Below are 20,936 nucleotides of genomic sequence, written 5' to 3' on the forward strand. Positions count from 1 at the left end.
CATTATTTTAAAAATATGACGATTTTTTAAAAGTATAATTGTTTTTTTAACTATACATATCACTAATATAGATACTTACCCACCTATACATAACGAACGATTAGTGAAAATCAATTTTATTTTTCGGATAAACCCATTATTTATGATAAAAAATAAGGCTACTAATTAATTTCACCAAATTAACTAGTAGCCTTACTTCAGGCTCTTCTCAAGCCTCTCTTGTTATTCATATGTAAAATCCAACGTCATTCATGCTGAGACAGCGGAGAATTCTTTTACCTTTTCAGATCAAGAAATATGGAGCATCGATGGGCTTATCTAGGGAGAATGGCATTATTTTGGGAAATGGCAGCTTCTCTTTCTGATTCTATTTGCCCTATTTCTCTCTTATGCCGCTGACAAATCGAAGATTACTTTAGGGCATCCTCTGCCACGGATTGCTTAATTTCGTATCAAAGATAGAGCTGACCCAAAAAGTTTTTACCCTTTTGGGTCAGCTCCTATTTTTGAAGAACTCACTAAATGTTAGTGTTGTCGCTTCATTCGACGAATAGCGATCACCATTCCTGCTGCAAGGAGTAAGCCTCCGGCCACATTCCAAGCAATCTGCTGACTGCTACCTGTTTTTGGCAATGTCTTGTTCGAAGCTGTCCGTTTGATCGGTTCTTTCTGCCATGAGTAGTGCCATTTCACTATGTCAGAACGAGTTGTGTCCTCCGTTTTGATTGGCGCGGGTATTGTTGCTTCTGCCTCTAAACGAACTGTTTGATTTGTATCTGACAGGTCTTGATGACTCGCTACGAGGCTCCCTTGGTTATTGAAAAGTTGCTCGAAGACAACTAAGGTAACAGCGTTTGTCATGATACTTCTCTCAAACTCAAAGAGAACGTCGATCGTTCCGCTCGTTTTCTCTGCGGTGAAGGTGCTTTTGCTGGTGATTTTTTTGCCATTGACTTGATACGGCAGCCCTGTTGCTTGATCCATCAGCTGACCCTCAACCGTATACACTTGACCCGCTACAAGTTGATCATATGTGACGGTATCCTTGATCTGCACCTTCTCGCCTACTACCTGGCCCCTTGCTTTGGTGGTGATGACAGGGTAGGTAATCGTTTGTGTTGAACCAGCGCTATTCGAAGAACTCGCTACTTCTTCATCCCTTTGATAAAGACTAACAAAAACAAAGGCTTGTTTTCCTGCGAGACTACTGCTATCAAAGCTGATCGCTACATCCATCGAACCATTCGGTTTTTTCGCAGTGAAAGTCTTTTCCATCCGAACTTCTTTCCCATGAACTACCAACGGCTGATTCGTAGCTGGGTCCATCAAAACAGTCTTGATCGTGTACTCTTTACCAACTTCCGCATGTTGATAGCTGACCTCTTCAAGGATGGTACTTGCTTTTTGCGCGTAGCCTTCATTCGTTCCAGTACTCTTATCTCGAGCTTTCCCGCTAATCGAGATCTTTTTTGGTACTGACAATTTCTTATTCGTAAGCTTGATCGTTTTTTCGCTATCAGCTGCATTAAGGCTGATGGATTGTTGGATATCTTGCTGCTCGTAGCCTGCTGGAATCTTAGTTTCCCGTAGAGTATACTCACCCAGCTCTAGATTCTCAAAAAGAAGCTCTTTTCCGGCAACGGTGACTTTTCGCTCGATCGCATGGCCTTTTTGGTCGTACAATGTAAATTCAGCACCGCCAATAGTGGATTCCTCTGCTCCTTCGGCATATAACTGAACACGAACCTTCCCTTTAGCAACCGTTGGAATTCGTTGATTGAAGACTTTGTATTCTATCGATGAATTTGCATCATCAATGGTAAATTTCTCCGAAAAGTTCGGCTCCTGATAGCCGGTCGGTGCTTTGGTTTCTTTTATTCGATACGTTCCTTCCGCTAAATCATTAAATACCAACACTTGACCTGCTTTAGTCGTTTGTGTAGCCAACGGATTTCCTGCAGCATCGTAAAGGGTGAACTCGGCCCCGTCAATCATCACAGACTCGTCGCCTTCTGTATATTTCTTAACAGTGACTTTTCCCGCAGACTCATCAGGCAGCTTGCTAGTATACACTTGAAAACGAAATTCGTACGCTTGATAAGTCACTTCAAAGGTTTCATCAAAAAGCGGGTTCTCCGCGGTTGACAACTCGTAGCCTGCTGGCGCTTTCGTTTGTTTGATACGGTAGCGTTGGCCTGGCTGTAATTTTTTAAAATAAAGTAGCTTTCCTTGTTCTGTTGTTTGCTGTTCTAACACTTTCCCATCTGCATCATACAATGTAAATTCGCCACCTGCTAAAAAGGTTGTTTCTCCCTTTGCTAAATAGGCAATCGTCGCATAACCAATATCTGTTTGTTTTGTATACTTGAACGTATAGATTGGAAACTTATTTTCAGCAATTTCTGTTTCCGTAAGTGGGAAAGAATGGGAAACGGTCGGTCCTGTATAGCCTTCCGGAGAACCGTTTTTTGTGAGACGATAATTTCCGGCTGGTAAATTTTTAATCGTCAATTCGCCGTTACTATTGGTTGGCTCTGTCTTATCTATAATGACTTCTCCCGTTGCCGTATTCTCAAGCTGGTAGCAAGCTCCTGCTAGACGTTTATTCGGATCGGCGTCATCAACACTAATTATATGAATCTCACCCGAGGATAAAGAGGTCGGATTCTTCTTGTTCGTAACCGTATACTCAAAATTTGTAGCTCCTTCTTTTATTTCCAGTGTTGCTTTAAAGCCAGAGAGCTGATAGCCAATAGGCGGATTGATTTGTTCAAGGATATAATTTCCAAACGGCACATTTTCATACACCAAATCACGATTCAAATCAGACCAAGCGACAGAGAGGTATTTCCCACTTACTTCGGTTAATTGAAAGGCCGCGTTGCCTAATTGCAGTTGGTTGTTGTCCTGATCCAACAGTCGAATAGTGATTTTCCCTGTTTGATTTACCGCTAAAACGACTGGTGCTTCTTCTGCTGGCTGGCTTTCTTCGGTCACTTGAGGTGGCGCATTTGCTTGAGGTTCCTCAGATTGTTCCATCGGCTGAGCTTGCGCAGCTGCTTGTGTTGGTTCCGTTGTCTGTTCAGGTGGTTGGATCTCAGTTTCTAAGACCTGCTCGCTGCTTCCGGTCGTTGTTGTTTCAATAGCTGAACCATCCGTTTCTTGTGCCCCCGTACTGAGCATTGGCAAAAAGGTACTACTTATCAGCAAGACCAACGCCGCAATTACCCATAGTTTTTTCTTTTTCATTTCGTTCTCCCTTCTAATTCTTAAAACGGAACTCAATATCGCCTGCCGAGTTCATTCGTGTGTGCCCTTCATCATGAATGTTGATGTTCAAGACGAACTCTTGATCTTTATATAATTTTTCGTAGGATTCTTTATCAATCGGAATCGCGATATATTTGGTTTGGGTATCGCCGATCGGCAGCTCATTCGGATCAACACGAACTTCTAAAGCACTTTGACTGATGATACTGCCTTTGTTGCCAATCTTGACGCTGCCAGAAGTATCATTGAATTGCAGTGTTTCCTTGCCATTGTTTTGGATTGTCACTTTTGCCGTAAGTAAAACAATTCCTGTTTCATAACGACGGAAACGCGAAGCTTGTTCTTCATTCGGTTCAAATTCAGCGAGTTGATAGCCATCTAAGGTGACTTTTACCCCCTCAAATTCCTGTGACTCGGCAACTTTCTTCTCTACTAGCAGTCGTTTGGTTCCCATGTTCTCGGCTGTGGCTTTATCTGGATAAAACGTTGATACTGCTTCTGTCGTTGCGCCGCCTTTGCTATCGAAGGGAACGGTTTCCTTTGTTCCTAAGAACAACGCATCAGAAGATTTGAAGCTGCCCTTTTTCGTGAATATTCCAGGAACCTCTAGTATCGCTTCTTTATTTTCAGCCAGCTTCTCCATTTCAGCAGGTTCCACCGCAAATGGGATGAAGCCGCTCAATTCTTCTCCCGCAGCAAGTTCACTGTCATTTTGAATCAGATCACCTTCCATGTCTTCATTAAGGACATTTTTTGTCCGCATCAAACTGGATCGTGAGCCGGTGATCGAAAAGGAAAAGCCATTTCCGTAGTAGACAGGCTTATCTGTCTCATTTTTCAGTGTTACCGCTAAGACGATCACACCGCCATCTGCATTCTGATCGCCAAATGGAATGCGCAGATTTCGGGTGAAATTTTTGATTTGATAATAGCGATAGCCCTCTATTTTAACCTCTACATCATTTTCAGCATAAATCAGCGGATCGCTATTTTCATACAACATTTCTAAGGATGTTGTTTCTGTCTTCTCTTCTAATTCTGCTTCCATGGTATCCCACGAAAGATCGCTGCTTTTGCTACTCGAGGCTCGTTTCGATTCCTCTGTTGATTCTAAAATTTCACTACTTTCCTCACTGCTCTCTTCACTAGTCGCCTCACTTTCAAACGATCGTTCTTCCTGACTTGTTTCAGTTGAGGAGATAGTCGTCGACTCCTCCACTGCTTGTTCTTTTGCTGCACACCCTGCAAATACCACGAGTGCTGCTGCTAATAGGGCCAATCGTGTGCACTTCATTTACTCCACTCCTTCATTCATTTTCTCCATTAAACAAGACAATCCACCAAGCCACCTGAAAGGGGCCTGGTGGATCATTTACCAATTAGCTATTCTTTTTTGTTTTTCTTGTATAGAACACGAAGCTTAGTGCCAGTGCCGAAGCAACAACAATGATCCCTACGATAAACAATAGTGGATTGTTTTGACTACCCGTACTAGGCAATGACCCTCGTGAGGTTGATGTGCCGTAGCTGTAGGTTCTGCCGCCCGTTTTTGTGTTTGGCAAATCAGGGTTTCCTGGTGTATCATCGCCTACTTCAACCGTCTGATCCTTGTCATTGATATCTTCATGCGTTCCGATCAGATACCCTTTGCTATTGAATAATTGTTCAAAGACAACCAGCGTTTCTTTCTTCGTTAAAGCACTCTTGGCAAACTCAAAGACCACTTCTACTGTTCCGCTAGTATTCGTCGCAATAAAGGTCGTTTCGCCTAGGACTTTCTTGCCGTCCACTAGGTAAGCTAGCCCGGTTGATTTGTCCATCAAGACCCCTTTGACGGTATACTCGTTGCCAACGATTAGGTTTTCATAAGACACCACGTCTTTGATCACCACTTTGTCATCAACGGTACTTTCTGATGCTTTGGTTCCGACTTTCGGATACGTCACTGTTTGATCCTTGTCTTCAATGTCTGTATGGGTCGCGATCTCTTTTCCTTCGTGGTACAAGGTTTCGAAGACAACAACTGTTTTACCAGCCAATGCACTGCCATCAAAGGTAAAGGCTAAATCGATCGTACCGTTTGGTTTCTTCGCAGTGAAGGTTTTCTCTGCGCGAACTTCTTTGCCGTTAACCAACAATGGTTGGTTCGTCGCTTTGTCCATCAACACACCCTTAACGGTATATTCATTTCCAACAATCAAGTTCTTATAAGAAACTTCATCGATGATCGTCACTTCTTTTTTCGCTTGGCCTTCGTTTCCAGCAGTGCCTTTGTCTTTTGCTTTAGTAGAAATCACTGGAACATCTGGAGGCGTCAGTTTAACCGTTTGATCACTGTCATTGATATCTTCGTGGCTACCGATCAATTGACCAGCTGCGTTGTAGACTTTTTCAAAGACCACTAAACTGATCGTTTGTCCAGCAACCGCCGCTTTATCAAATTCAAAGATTACTTCTGTCGTACCAGATGCTTTTTCAGGCGTAAAGGTCGTTTCAGCTGTAACTGCTTGACCATTCACTGCAAATGGTTGATTTGTCGCTTTGTCCATCAGCACACCCTTGACGGTATACGCCTTACCAACGGTTAATTTTTCGTAAGAGACGATATCTTTAACGACAATCTTATCGCCAACAGTACTTTCAGATGCTTTTGTGCCGACTTTCGGATAATCAACGCTTTGGTTTTTGTCTTCAATATCCGTATGGGCCGCAACTTCTTTGTCCTCGTGATACAAGGTTTCAAAGACAACCACAGTCTTACCTGCAAGATCCCCGTTCGTAATGACGAATTCTAAATCAATCGTTCCATCGGCCTTGTCTGCGATAAATTCTTTTTCAGCGCGGACTTCTTGCCCATCACGAGTAACGAATGGTTTGTTCGTCGCTTTATCCATCAACACACCTTTAACAGTATAGGTGTTCCCCACTATCAGATTTTTGTATGTGACCGTATCGATGATTGATACTTTTTCATCTGCGTGCCCTTCGTTGGTTCCTGTCTCACTGTCTTTTGCAGTGGTAGAAATTTCAGGTTCTTCTGGAATTAACGGGGTTTCAAAATGAACCGTTTGGTCTGGGTCCTCTAGATCCTCATGACTACCAATGATTTTTCCATCCGCGTTATAGATTTTTTCAAAGACAACTAATGTAATCTCTTTACCATCTACTGCTTCTTTTGCAAACTCAAAGGTTACCTCTGTTGTGCCGTTCTCAGCTTCTGGCGTGAAGGTTGCTTCTGCGGTTACCTTCTTGCCGTCTACTTCAAAGGCTTCACTTGTCGCTTTGTCCATCAGTGTTCCTTTGATGGTGTATTCTTTGCCTACAGTTAATTTTTCGTAGGAAACGATATCCTTCACAACAATCTTATCGCCAACGACACTGTCTGACGCTTTCGTACCAACCTTCGGATAATCGACACTTTGATCCTTGTCTTCAATATCCGTATGGGCCGCTACTTCTTTATCTTCGTGATATAAAGTTTCAAAGACAACCACAGTCTTACCAGCTAAGTCGCCATTGGTAATGACAAACTCTAATTCCACCGAACCATCTTTCGTCGTTGCTTTGAATTCTTTTTCAGCATGGACTTCTTGGCCATCTCTAGTTAAGAATGGCTGGTTCGTTGCTTTGTCCATCAATGTGCCTTTAACCGTGTAGGTATTTCCAACGACCAAGTTCTTGTATTCGACTTTGTCGATGATGGTAACTTTCTCATCTGCGTAGCCTTCGTTGGTGCCAGTGTCTTTGTCTTTTGCCGTAGTGGAAATTTCTGGTGTTTCTGGTGTGAATTCCACTGTTTGGTCCGGATCGTTAATATCTTCGTGCGTTCCGATGACTTTGCCCTCTGCATTAAAGACTTTTTCAAAGACCACTAAACTGATTTCTTTGCCTTCGATCGCTTTCTTATCGAATTCAAAGCTGACTTCTGTCGTGCCGTTTTCTGCTGTTGGCGTGAAGGTTGCTTCTGCGGTTACCTTCTTGCCGTCTACTTCAAAGGCTTCACTTGTCGCTTTGTCCATCAGTGTTCCTTTGATGGTGTATTCTTTGCCTACAGTTAATTTTTCGTAGGAAACGATATCCTTCACAACAATCTTATCGCCAACGACACTGTCTGACGCTTTCGTACCAACCTTCGGATAATCGACACTTTGATCCTTGTCTTCAATATCCGTATGGGCTGCGACTTCTTTGTCTTCGTGGTATAAAGTTTCGAAAACTACGACTGTCTTACCAGCTAAGTCACCATTAGTGATGACAAATTCTAGTTCCACTGATCCATCTTTCGTTTTTGCTTCAAATTCTTTTTCAGCGTGAACTTCCTTGCCATCTCTAGTTAAGAATGGCTGGTTCGTTGCTTTGTCCATCAACGTACCCTTAACTGTATAGGTATTTCCTACAACTAAATTCTTGTATTCGACCTTGTCGATGATGGTAACTTTCTCATCTGCGTAGCCTTCGTTGGTACCAGTATCTTTGTCTTTTGCCGTAGTGGAAATTTCTGGTGTTTCTGGTGTGAATTCCACTGTTTGATCTGGATCATCAATATCTTCATGCGTTCCGATGACTTTCCCATCGGCATTAAAGACTTTTTCAAAGACCACTAAACTAATTTCTTTGCCTTCGATCGCTGATTTCGCAAATTCAAAGGTTACTTCTGTCGTACCGTTTTCTGCTGTTGGCGTGAAGGTTGCTTCTGCGGTTACTTTTTTGCCATCTACTTCAAAGGCTTCACTTGTGGCTTTGTCCATCAATGTTCCTTTGATGGTGTATTCTTTTCCTACAGTTAATTTTTCGTAGGAAACGATATCCTTCACGATGATCTTATCGCCAACAACACTGTCTGACGCTTTCGTGCCAACTTTTGGATAATCAACGCTTTGATCCTTGTCTTCAATATCCGTATGCGCCGCAACTTCTTTGTCTTCGTGGTATAAAGTTTCAAAGACAACCACAGTCTTACCAGCTAAGTCGCCATTGGTAATGACAAATTCTAATTCCACCGAACCATCTTTTGTCGTTGCTTCAAATTCTTTTTCAGCGTGAACTTCCTTACCATCTCTAGTTAAGAATGGCTGGTTCGTTGCTTTGTCCATCAAGGTCCCTTTAACTGTATAGGTATTTCCTACAACTAAATTCTTGTATTCGACTTTATCGATGATGGTTACTTTTTCATCCGCATAGCCTTCGTTGGTGCCAGTGTCTTTGTCTTTTGCCGTAGTGGAAATTTCTGGTGTTTCTGGTGTGAATTCCACTGTTTGGTCCGGATCGTTAATATCTTCGTGCGTTCCAATGACTTTGCCATCGGCATTAAAGACTTTTTCAAAGACCACTAAACTAATTTCTTTGCCTTCGATCGCTTTCTTATCGAATTCAAAGCTGACTTCCGTCGTACCGTTTTCTGCTGTTGGCGTGAAGGTTGCTTCTGCGGTTACCTTTTTGCCGTCTACTTCAAAGGCTTCGCTTGTCGCTTTGTCCATCAGTGTTCCTTTGATGGTGTATTCTTTTCCGACTGTTAATTTTTCGTAAGCGACAATATCTTTTACGACGATCTTATCGCCAACGATACTATCTGACGCTTTCGTACCAACCTTCGGATAATCAACGCTTTGATCCTTGTCATCAATATCCGTATGAGCCGCAACTTCTTTGTCTTCGTGGTATAAGGTTTCGAAAACTACGACTGTCTTCCCAGCTAGGTCGCCGTTGGTAATGACAAATTCTAATTCCACTGATCCATCTTTCGTTTTTGCTTCAAATTCTTTTTCAGCGTGAACTTCCTTGCCATCTTTAGTTACGAATGGCAGGTTCGTTGCTTTGTCCATCAACGTGCCCTTAACTGTATAAGTGTTGCCGACAACTAAATTCTTGTATTCGACTTTGTCGATGATGGTTACTTTTTCATCCGCATAGCCTTCGTGGGTACCTGTTTCACCATCTTTTGCCGTAGTGGAAATTTCTGGTGCTTTTTTATTGTAAACTGTGTATTCAAAATTCAATGTATCTGTTGTGACTTCGAATGTCTTTTTGAAGTCGGGTTTTTCGTAGCCATCTGGTGCTGAGGTTTCTTCCAGAGTGTATTCTCCGAGACCTAAGTTTGAAAAGACTAATTCTTCTCCTGCCTTGCTTTCTTGCTTCGCTACTACAGCACCAGTGGAATCCGTTAGTGTAAATTCGGCACCGCCGATCAATTTCTCGTCTGCATCACCTTCTGTATGCTTCTTGATCGTCACTTTTCCGCTTTGTCTACTAGCTGTTGGCTTGTTCGCTACTTTGTACTCAAAACTTAAATCCTTTGCCGTTACTTCAAAATCTTTTACAAAAACTGGTTTTTCTTCCGTCGATTCATCGTAACCCGCTGGGGCTTTTGTTTCCTTCAACGTATAGTTACCATACTCTAAGTTGTCAAAGACTAACTCCTTGCCTTCAACAGTAACTTTGGTATCCAGCTTTTTGCCTTCAGAATCGTATAAAGTAAATTCCGCATCCGCGATCAACGCTTCTGTCGTATCGCCATCTTTGTATTTCTTGATGGTAACTTTACCTTTTGGCTTTTCACTTTCCTTATTCTTGAAATTGAATGTCTGTAATGTTGCAGCATTTTCCGCGGTTACTTCAAAGGGTAGTTTTTCTTTCGATAGATCGTAACCTGTCGGTGCAGTTACTTCTTCTAAAGTATATTTACCGATTGGAATATCCGTGATTGTCAATTCACCGTTCGACGCCGTTGGATCACTTTCCGCTAGCCATACTTCATTTGTTTCTGAATTTGTGATCTTAAAGGTTGCGCCGGCTAGTTTCTTGCTTTCTTCTGCGCTGTCGATCTTGGTGATTTTGACTTTGCCTTTTGGTTTTTCTGTTTCCTTATTCTTGAAATTGAAAGTTTGAAGTTTTGCCGCATTTTCTGCGGTTACTTCAAAGGGTAGTTTTTCTTTCGATAGATCGTAACCTGTCGGTGCAGTTACTTCTTCTAATGTATATTTACCGATTGGAATATCCGTGATTGTCAATTCACCATTTGATGCGGTTGGATCACTTTCCGCTAGCCATACTTCATTTGTTTCTGAATTTGTGATCTTAAAGGTTGCGCCGGCTAGTTTCTTGCTTTCTTCTGCGCTGTCGATCTTGGTGATTTGGACTTTACCTTTTGGCTTTTCACTTTCCTTGTTCTTGAAATTGAATGTCTGTAATGTTGCAGCATTTTCCGCGGTTACTTCAAAGGGTAGTTTTTCTTTCGAGACATCATAGCCTGTTGGTGCGTTTACTTCTTCTAATGTATATTTACCGATCGGAATATCTGTAATTGTTAATTCACCGTTCGACGCCGTTGGATCACTTTCCGCTAACCATACTTTATTTGTTTCTGAATTTGTGATCTTGAAGGTGGCACCTGCTAGTTTCTTGCTTTCTTCCTCGCTATCGATCTTGGTGATTTGGACTTTACCTTTTGGCTTTTCACTTTCCTTGTTCTTGAAATTGAATGTCTGTAATGTTGCCGCATTTTCCGCGGTTACTTCAAAGGGTAGTTTTTCTTTCGATAGATCGTAACCTGTCGGTGCAGATACTTCTTCTAATGTATATTTACCGATTGGAATATCCGTGATTGTCAATTCACCATTTGATGAGGTTGGATCACTTTCCGCTAGCCATACTTCATTTGTTTCTGAATTTGTGATCTTGAAGGTGGCACCTGCTAGTTTCTTGCTTTCTTCTTCGCTGTCGATCTTGGTGATTTGGACTTTACCTTTATCAAGATGTTCTTTTTCTAACTCACCTGAAAAAGAACCTTCCACGCCAAGCTCTGTGGTTTCAACACTAGGTACTCCAATTGTTTGAAAAGTTGGAGGCCCCGCTGTAGTAGGGGTTAATAGAATATAAGTTTCCGAAAGATATTTCCCCTTAAAATTAAATTTTATCGTTTGATTTCCACGCACATATTCTTCAGGAATTCGAACTTTAAAATCAACTAGTTGATTATAATCAGATAAACCTCCAATAAGATTATTGTCCTTGTCATATAACGTTATACTATCTCTTGCTTGAGTACTTAGTGAAGTTGTATTTATTTTCAACTCCGTTATATTATTAATACTAGGTCCATCTACCTGATAATAGCCAGTTTCATAATAACCTGACTCTCCATTTTCTCCTTCAACATAAGTAAATTTTTGAACTTCTGGGTCTACATTTATTATTCCTTTCCATTCGTTAAAGTAGGCCATTTTTTTCGCTTGTTCTACCATCGAAAGTACTTTTAATAGTATTTCCTTCGCTGAAGGCAAGGTATCGAACAATGGACTACTTAATCTAGGATCATTAACTCCTAAATTAGCATCGACATAAGTAGTACTGCCAAGAGCTGTCCAAAGAGCTATCTGCATTGTTAGATAATCTTGATCAGATCCTTTTGGAAACCCAGTATCAAGAGTCATAACAGCGCCTAATATTCCATCATCAGTTTTTCCTTCTAGACGGTTCGGAACATTATATCCAAAATCATAGTCTGTTCCACTATCAGCTGGATTTGCGGCAAATTCATCAAGACAATATGCATATTTTTTAACACCATTTTCTAAAATATATATTTTATGAATCTTACCATTCGAACGAAATGAACCATCGTCTAGTATATATTTGAACCAACTTTCTGACTCTATCCTATCTCCATGATAAACTGTTATATTATTCGATTTAGTTGATCCATCAGCAGCCTTGACATCTTTTGTACTCTTCGACTTTCCAGCCGTCGCTTGTTGTGTCTTGATTGCTGATTGACTTACTTTAAATGTCTTCGAAACATCTTGTGTGTGATCACTTGATAACACCAATTTAGCCTCTTCATTTGTTGATTTCACAGATAGCGGAAGGCTCATCTCAAATTCTTTCTCTCCCTCTTCTACTTGTGAGAAATCAATCTTAAATCTGTTGTCTGAAAGTTTAATCACTTGTATTTCTTCGCTAGTGGCTTTCAAATCGTCGTTCAAAACAAACTCACTATTCAAATCAAACGTAATGAGTTTCTCCGAGCTTTCTTGTAGATTACTGAAGGTTCCTTTCAGATTAGCAGTAAAGGATTCGCCTGCTTCTAAAGTATCCTTTCCATCAGTATCAATTTCTTGTAGCTCAATCTTTGGCTGTTCCTCTTTTTTTCCTAAACTGCTTTCTATAGTCGTACTTTCCAAAGTTTGGTTATTTCCACTTAAACCAACTTTCGGCTCTGGGTTATTATCTGCTGATAATTCCTCCGCGATCACACCAACCGGTGACGTCAGCGTATTTGCTAATATCGCAACTAACGCCAGTTTCGCGGATAGTTTTCCTCGAAAAAATTTTTTCATCCTCTTTCCTCCTAGGTCCTCTTTTTTACTCAATGATTTGTCTTGCTTTTTAACCACCCCTATCGTGCATTCCCCCTCTTGCTCTATTGATTTGCGGTTTTCTATCGGTTGATTCGATTAATTACTGAAGAGTCACGTCATGTTCTCCGCCATATACTCCCTCTTTTCCATAAGCGATTTGTATCAAAAATGGTCTGAACCATTTGATAATGAGTTACGTATTCTTTCCTTCATTAACCATTCAAGCCAAGTCATTTTCCTTTTCCTGTAGTAGTAACGAATCACATTCCTCGGCATCGAACAGGTCCTCGAACTCAAAATACTCGAAAAAACGAGTGGACAACTGATACCCTTTTCCCCAAAGAGTACGGATCGTTTCTTTTGGTAAGCCGCCTTTATCTAGCTTGATCCTTAATTTGCGGATCGCGTTTGAGAGCATGACCATCTTAGAATCCGTAATCTCGCCATCCCAAGTCAGGGTGCATAGCTCTTCTCGCGAAATAACTTGTCCTTTCGCTAGATATAGTGCCTTCAATATTCTCTTTTCCATCCCACTTAACGAAAGGGTGGAGGTTGAATACTTCCAGTTGCTCTTCTTTGCATCTTCTAATCCGTATGATGTAATTCGTTCGTTGACCGATGCAGCCCTTTCTTCGTGAAAGGATTCCATTAACGTTTCACGTAATTCTTCAATGCTGGATTCATTGGATATCCACAGATTCATACGAACGTCCTGTGTTTGCTTCTCCGATAAATGATCATTTTTCCGAATGATGATCGTTGATGATCGATTCAATACAGGAAGAATATGCTCTAGCTCAATATCAGAAATTGTCTCGCTAAGAATCGTATAGTAAAACAAATTAAAAAATTGAAGAAACCCATTTTGAAAATTGCTTCGGGCTAACAAACTGCTTGAGCTGAAAACCTCATAATTCAAGTGCTGCAACTTCTTTTGAAAATCCTCTTCCGCTAGAACATTTTTAGTCAATAGTAGAATACGTCCCATCATTTCCACTCCTTTATTTTGTCTCTGCTTATAAAATATTTAATAGGCGGAATATATTATTAATCATAAGATATAATCTGTTTTTAAATATTTTTTGCCACTAACATGTTTAAATTGATCATTATTGTGTAATTTCCAAAAAATAAAAAGCTAAACACTTAATTGTTTGGCTTTTTATTACTATTTAGATTGTGTTCATGATCCGATTCTTCAGTTCTTTTTTGACATTGCGACTGACTTTTAGCCTTAGTTGATTCGTCATTACGACATGTTCTCCATCAAAGAAAGTCACCTGTTCTAAATTGATAATGGTTTGCTTATGTATCCGAAAGAAGCGTTGATTCTCCAACTTCTCAAGAAAATCATTCATTTTCCCATATGCAGAAAATTCTTTGGCAGCGGTCTTGACGATCACCCCGCCTTTTCTGCCTAAACTATTCGATTGAATTGCGATGATCGTGTTCACAGGAAGAATTTGGAACCCACCAGAAACCAACTCGAGGGTGATTCGTTGATTGCTCTTCATAATCGTCTGCATTACGCGCCGGATTTTCTTTTCGAATTCTTCCTCGGTGACTGGCTTAATCAAATATTGATTTGTCCCTACTTCGAAACTATCCTGCATCAGCTCCGAATGATTGGTTAAAAAGACTAACTGTCCCTCATAGTCATGGTCCTCTCGCATACATCTAGCCGTCTGCAAGCCGTTCATTCCTGGCAGCTCAATATCTAAGAACAAAAGCTCATACTCTTTGTCTCTTTTTTCATACATACGCAACAGCGCTTCTCCAGAAGAAAAGCTATGTGTCCGTATTTCTATGTCCAATAAAAAGGACAGCTTGATCAGCCTTTCTCGCAGCTGATTTTGATAGCGTTGTTCATCTTCACAAATCAATATGTTTATCATATGGTACTCCCCACTTACTTAACTTTTACCTTAGTGGTAACAAAATCTTTATCCCGCTTTTTTCTGAGTCATTTTTTGTTTCATACATGCCATGGTATTTTTCAACGATGCGATGGACAATTTGTATATCTTCCCATTGCTCCACCGTCTTTTTCGTAATTCCTGTATTAGGTAATTGGCGGTTTCTTGGATAGTCTATGGCTATTAGCAGGTGCCACGCTTCGGTCTTTAAGGTAACCATTATTTTTTCTTTTGACTTCACCGTTTTGATAGCACGATCAAATAAGCTTCCTAGCAGTACTGCTAAATCCTGATCATGGAAAGTAATTTTTTTATCGATCAGTATCTCACACGTTAAGTCAATCTCCTCTTTCGCACATTGCTCTTTCAATGAGAAGAACATACTGTCGATCACCTGATTCCCTGTGAAGCCCGATTCAACGTTCTCAAAGTATTGCTTATACACCCCCTTCATATATTCTTTGACATACACGAGTTGGTTCTCCGAGAGTGCTTGTTCAATTTCTAAATAGTGCTTTTTGATATCATGCATCAGGCGATTATTTTTCTCTAAATAAGCTTTGTTTTGAGCTAGCTTGTTTTCTTGAAACTCTACTTGTTTGGTGATAATTAAGTTTTCTTCGAAAATTTTTCGGGTTTTTTCTAAGTAGTAGCAGAAATAGATATTGATTCCACTGGTTAGAATCAATATCGCTGCAATGATGCCTTTCATTTGGTTAGAGAATTCTAAGCTTGTTAAGACACTTGCGAATAGGAAAAAGTTTAGGGTAATCAAAATCCAAACCAAAACATATTTCTTATCAAAATACTGAACTAAGGGTTCTTTTTCTCGGCGGAAGAAGAAGTTTAAAGCAATCAGTGCGAAAATCACTAAAATTTCAAGCAAGGAATCCCAAGTTGGCATACCACCGGCTAAATCAATGTACTCTAGATTAGGTATGGATAACATCAGTACTATCCCATGGAGGAAATCTAGAATGAGCATTAATTGCACCAATAATGCACTCGCCATTATTTTATTCGGTACAGTCCCCCGATAGAAAAAAAATAGCGCTCCAAGAATCATTACGGAGGTTCGTACGATTGAAAACCAATCATAGATATAGTTAATACAGGTTGCGGCAATGCATATGCCTAAGAAGAGCACATAAGAAAAACCGCCTCTTTGTTTTCTAATCAATAATAAATTGAATAGTAACAAGATTACTGCCAAATAAATGAATGTATTTAGTATGAGTTGAATTAGTATGCTCATTTTTAGTTCTATCCTCTTCTCTATCACTCATCGTTCTTCTAAAAAAACATCGCTTATTTTATTAGCCGTTCTTTATTTTCATTAATAAATAGTTGCGCACGCACTGAATATATCAATATTTTAATATATATTTAATCTTATCATGTTTTAATTATTACTCAAAGCGTTTTATATGACTAATTTAAAAATATTTTTAGAGATTATTTAATAACTATTGTTTATTCTTTCTTATTTGCAATTGAATACTCTCTTTAATGTTTACTTCTCGATAAAAAAATTAGAATTGCCTTTTCTAGGAAGAACGATACGCAAAAAGTGATAAGCTACAAATTAATCGGCTATTGTATCCGAAAAGTCACAATTAACTATTATTTTTAATCCTTTAAATATTATCTTGCTGATAGAATAACGATTTTTACATCTCTATCACTTTCTTGGTTTTACGAAAACTACGTAAATAGGAATAATGCCTGTTCTATCAAGGGTTTTAGAGAGAGAATGACGGGATTTGACGGCTAAAGAACGATTCATAGATAAACCTTCTCTTATTTTTCTATACGAAAATAATTTTTCAGTTTGAGAGAAGCAGGAAAACGGTTACTTGAAAAAAGGCAAAAAAAGGGGGCCTATTGCTAGGAAAAGTGATTTTTTTTAAATTCTTAACGCAGTTTATTTTCCATCTGATAGATCACTTTTACGCGGGCTTCCATCAATGAATCTGCGTAGGTATCTAAAGTCAGCTGGGTAGACGTATGCCCTAGTAGTGCACTAACAGAGAGAATATCTCCTTGTGCTTCCAAACAGCGCGTCGCGAAAGTGTGGCGCAGTTGATGGAAATGAATATCTACTAGCTGGCATTTTTCCCGTAATCGGTGAAAATGATACGTCAATAAACGTGGCTCGATTGGTTTATTGTTGTTTGAAAAGACAAATAGTCCTTTCGAACGTTTTTTATGCTTCAATAATAGTTTTTTTACTTTGTCTGACATGGGGATCGTCCGTACAGAAGCAGCGGTCTTTGAACTATCGAATACTAATTGGGTTCTTCGCTCCCCGTTTTTCAGATGAATGCGTTGGTACGTATGATTGATCTGAATAAGCCGTTGATCAAAATCAATATCGGTCCAGCGTAAAGCAGCGATTTCACCAATTCTTAACCCCGTGTGCAGAGATAAGATCGTAGGGATACCATTGCCTTTTTTATCTTCTAGCGCGGTTTTTTCCAAAAATTGCTGTTCCTTTCGATTCAAGGCGCGTATTTTTCGTTTTTTATCTTTCGGTAATTTTATGTTCGAGAAACAATTTTCAGTAATATATGATTTCCTTTTGGCTTCGTTCAAACATTGTAAAACAATTCGAAAGATTACACGGATGGTCGATCGTCTCAACTTCTTTTCTGCCAAAGCGGTGAGTAATTTTTGTCCTGATTTTTCTGTGAGTTCATTTAAAGAGGTTTCCCCAATTATCGGTAATACATAAGCAGTCATTTTGTATTTGTAATTAGAGTAAGTCGTCGGCTTTACGTCCATTCGGATAAGATCCAACCAGTAATGACACCATTCTTCAAAAGAAATAGACACCATCCCGCGAACTTCTTGATACGTTTGATATTGAATTTTCAACGGATAGAGTCTTTCCCGTACTTCCTTCAACGTTCGACCATATACATAGCCGTATTTTACCTTTCCATTCAACGTCCTCCCTTTGACATATCGTCCTTCCCAACGTCCATCTTTTCTGTGATAAATATTTTCTCCTCTTCGCATACGCTTCTCCTTTTCTGACGGCTTATCTGACGGCAAAAAAATCACTTCTTCCCTCCAGCAAGGAATCCAACAGTCACACAAATAAAATACAAAATATTTTTAAAATTAAATATTGTCATGATTTTTCTTAATTTTTATTGATTGTTATCTTAATATATACTAAAATACAACGTAAAGAAACAAGAAAATTATCTACAAAGTACATTACGTTAACATTTGTTTCTTGTTGTTCGTAAAAACAAGAGATTTCTACCTTAATAATAACTAAAAATTAATTAGCAGAATTTCCCTTCATCCCTCTATACACTCTTTCCTCATGTCAATTCACGTAACAAGAATGGACTACTTGATTATGATAATTCTCAGCCATATGATGAAATAAATGAGTTATACTATTTTAAAACACCTTCTACTCAAAAAAATTCTAAAGAATGATGACGAAATATAGATGCGACCAATAGTTCACTACATTTGTTCTCACATAAATTATTCTCTGGTTTTGAACGAATTCGATTAGGAGAAAACGATGGAAAAAATTATTTACGAAGTCCTTATTGTTTTGCTTTTCTCGATCATTGTCATTGGGATTTCTATTGTTCTGCTGTCCCTTTTCATACTCACTTTTTTTTAAACTACTGAGAACAGTCATTTTTTGGAAAGAAGATTTTCTTGATTCCTTATTCACAGTCAACAGAAAAAATGTATGAACATGACTTCCTTTTAGGACGTAAAGGATATAACACTACTCGTCTCCAGTTCAAATCACGCGTATTTCAATCCCCGGCTAATCCTAACGGGATTGTGCCTTGCCTTAATCATAGACTGTCGCGGTACTATCCTCGAAGATTTCCCTCAACAACAAAGCCCTGGCCGCTGAAATATTGGAAGGATTCTAAGGGAAAGATTCTTTTAGTGCATGATGGGTATCGAACGATCCTTTCACTCGTTACAATTTTTCTAATCATTCTACTGATGCTCTTTTTACTTTTTTCAGGAATTTGGATGCTACTTGAGTTTGGTCAATCTCTTTTTCCTATCAGAATAGGATGAGAAGTTCCATTCGTGATTCATAAAAATGTCAAAATATTCTATGATACAATCACTCTAAAGACTATTACGATGACAGATGAAAGACGCCCCAAACAATTTTTCAATTGCAGGGGGCGTCTTTGTTTTATTTCTATTGGATGTGCTGTTCAGACAGTTGTCCTCATCTTGTATCATCTGATTTTAAGTTGTAGCCACCATCATTTATCCATTTTTTTGATGAAATATCTAATCTTAACGTAAGAAAAATACTCGCTCAATTAATTTGTTCCATAACAAATTTGATTGCACCGGCTGGATTGCGGGTCAATTTGATATATTCTGCTCCTTTAGTCGCGATCAGTTTTATCCCTAGTTTGTCTGTATCTTTTTTTATGTCGTCGTAATACGAATTTACTTGAGGTGCTAAGACGATCATATCGAAGTTTGGCATAATATCATAGTGCGAACCGTACGCACCTGCTTTGGCAACAATATTTTCCCCAGTCTCTTTGGCTCCTTCTTCTAGGGCATTAGCCAACATAGCGCTTGTTCCGGCTCCCGCACATAAAACAAGAACCTTCAATCCTTTTTCAGCAGTAAGTGTCGCATCAGCTGATGACTCTTCAAGGATTGCTGTTTCTCCCTTATCAATAATTTCTGCCGCACTTGCTGCGGATAACGCAGGCGCGATTTCCTCCAGCTCGTCTATTTCTTCCACACGCTCTGCTTCTTGGGCTACCAATACTTTATCGTAAGCTTTACAGAATGGGTAATAGATCGCAAAATCAACAAGCAAGAGGACAATCGACAGAACGATCGAAATCGGTTGGAACCCTGTATTCATCACAGTTCCGATTGGACCTGGTGTCGCCCACGGAAGAACATACATAAATCCATTCATTCCTAAAACACTAATAAAGAATTTTCCAATCAGTACATTTGCCATCGGTGCTAAGCAAAATGGAATAAAGAAATAAGGATTCAAAATGATCGGTGCCGCAAACAGCAGAGGCTCATTCACCGCAAACATTACTGGAATGATCGATGCTTTGCCGACCGTTTTTAATTGTTTCGAACGCATGAACAGAATAAAGATAATTGGTACGATAAAGGTTGCTCCCGTTCCGCCCAGCTCGCCGATAAAATTCCCAAAATTTTCGGTTAAGGCATGGTCTGGGTGTCCACCTTCAGTAAAAATTCTAAGATTGGCTTCTGTATTTCCATAGAGCGCGGCTGATAATCCCGGTTTAACCACTGACGGCCCATGGACACCTACAAACCAAAATAGCGGGATCAAGAACCAAATGAATGCTAAACCAAAATAACTTTCTGCCCCTTCAAATAGTGGGGATAATAATTTGGAGAAGACCTCTCCAAACGGAACATTAAGCGCTGATCTTGCGGCAATATCAATGATTGCACAGGATAAGACAGAAAAAGAAAATGGAAAAACATCTCGAAAATTCTGAGCGATGCTGCCGGGAACTTCCTTCGGCATCTTGATTGTGATGTCACGAATGACACAAAATTTATACATGTTGACAGTAATAAAAGCCGAAATAAACGCAGATAATATTCCTTTTGTTCCCATGTAATCAGCTGCGAATGCACCATCTGTTTTCGTGATCGCTAATAGAAGAAAACCACAAGTCGCTGCGAGCATCACAGAGGTTTCATTGATGACTTTTCCATCAGGCATTTTGCGATTCATACTCCCAGCTAAACAGCGCGCGGTTGTTCCGGCCACTAGCATCCCAACAATCCCCATAGTGAAATCATAAATTTTCCATAGCCAAGCTTCTATTCCGCTGGGAATTGCTAGCCCGAAAATTGGTGGAATCGCCGCACATAAAATGAAGATACTTGAAAATAGGATGACCGGCATAGCAGCCAAGAAGCCGTCTTTGATCGCCATTAAATAGATATTCTTAGAAACTTTTTGAAAAAGAGCTTGCCTTTTTTCGATTTGCTGGATAATCACATTCATTAGTATACTCCCCCTAAATCGCCTTAACGATATTTCTCCTGATACAGTTCAATGAAATCTTGTACAAGATCTCTTAGTAATAACGTCGTCATCAGATGGTCCTGTCCATGAATGAAGATAAATCCTAATTCTAAATCCTCTCCATTTGCTTCATTAGAAAGTACCTGTGTCTGTGAATTATGTGCCAATTTGAGATTTTCATCTGCTTCTTGTAATTTGCTTTCTACATTGGAAAAATCTCCACTCCGAATTTCTTTTAGTAGACTAAGTAGTGAGCTGCGAGCATCACCAGAATAGGCCACGATTTCAAAACCAAGCATTTGCAAGTCATTTTTATTCATCTTCAAATCCTCCTGA

General features: G+C 39.7%; 9 protein-coding genes. All 9 read right to left on the reverse strand.

The features are described from left to right. Positions 1 to 525: 525 nt before the first annotated feature. Positions 526 to 3,249: a SpaA isopeptide-forming pilin-related protein gene (locus IGI44_RS13660; RefSeq protein WP_438788286.1), complete on the reverse strand. Its 2,724-nt coding sequence runs from the start codon at positions 3,247 to 3,249 to the stop codon at positions 526 to 528. A gap of 13 nt (positions 3,250 to 3,262) precedes the next feature. After that, entirely contained in the window at positions 3,263 to 4,564 is a 1,302-nt protein-coding gene (locus tag IGI44_RS13665) for a DUF5068 domain-containing protein (protein WP_438788287.1), read from the reverse strand. 85 nt (positions 4,565 to 4,649) lie between these two features. Next, a complete protein-coding gene (locus IGI44_RS13670) occupies positions 4,650 to 12,605 on the reverse strand; it encodes a VaFE repeat-containing surface-anchored protein (protein ID WP_438788288.1) in 7,956 nt (2,651 codons plus the stop codon). 241 nt (positions 12,606 to 12,846) lie between these two features. After that, on the reverse strand, positions 12,847 to 13,614 hold the full coding sequence (locus IGI44_RS13675) for a helix-turn-helix domain-containing protein (RefSeq protein WP_438788290.1): 768 nt from the start codon (positions 13,612 to 13,614) through the stop codon (positions 12,847 to 12,849). Positions 13,615 to 13,798: 184 nt separating this feature from the next. Further along, positions 13,799 to 14,521: a LytR/AlgR family response regulator transcription factor gene (locus IGI44_RS13680; protein WP_438788291.1), complete on the reverse strand. Its 723-nt coding sequence runs from the start codon at positions 14,519 to 14,521 to the stop codon at positions 13,799 to 13,801. A gap of 25 nt (positions 14,522 to 14,546) precedes the next feature. Then, complete coding sequence (locus IGI44_RS13685) at positions 14,547 to 15,797, reverse strand: GHKL domain-containing protein (RefSeq protein WP_438788292.1); 1,251 nt, start codon at positions 15,795 to 15,797, stop codon at positions 14,547 to 14,549. 659 nt (positions 15,798 to 16,456) lie between these two features. Next, positions 16,457 to 17,563: a tyrosine-type recombinase/integrase gene (locus IGI44_RS13690; RefSeq protein ID WP_438788293.1), complete on the reverse strand. Its 1,107-nt coding sequence runs from the start codon at positions 17,561 to 17,563 to the stop codon at positions 16,457 to 16,459. A 1,303-nt stretch (positions 17,564 to 18,866) separates the two neighbouring features. After that, on the reverse strand, positions 18,867 to 20,579 hold the full coding sequence (locus tag IGI44_RS13695) for a PTS lactose transporter subunit IIBC (protein ID WP_438788294.1): 1,713 nt from the start codon (positions 20,577 to 20,579) through the stop codon (positions 18,867 to 18,869). A gap of 23 nt (positions 20,580 to 20,602) precedes the next feature. After that, complete coding sequence (locus IGI44_RS13700; protein ID WP_438788296.1) at positions 20,603 to 20,920, reverse strand: PTS lactose/cellobiose transporter subunit IIA; 318 nt, start codon at positions 20,918 to 20,920, stop codon at positions 20,603 to 20,605. Between the last annotated feature and the right edge of the window lie 16 nt (positions 20,921 to 20,936).

Origin of the sequence: Enterococcus sp. DIV0756 (assembly GCF_051710745.1) — a bacterium.
GTDB lineage: Bacteria > Bacillota > Bacilli > Lactobacillales > Enterococcaceae > Enterococcus_A.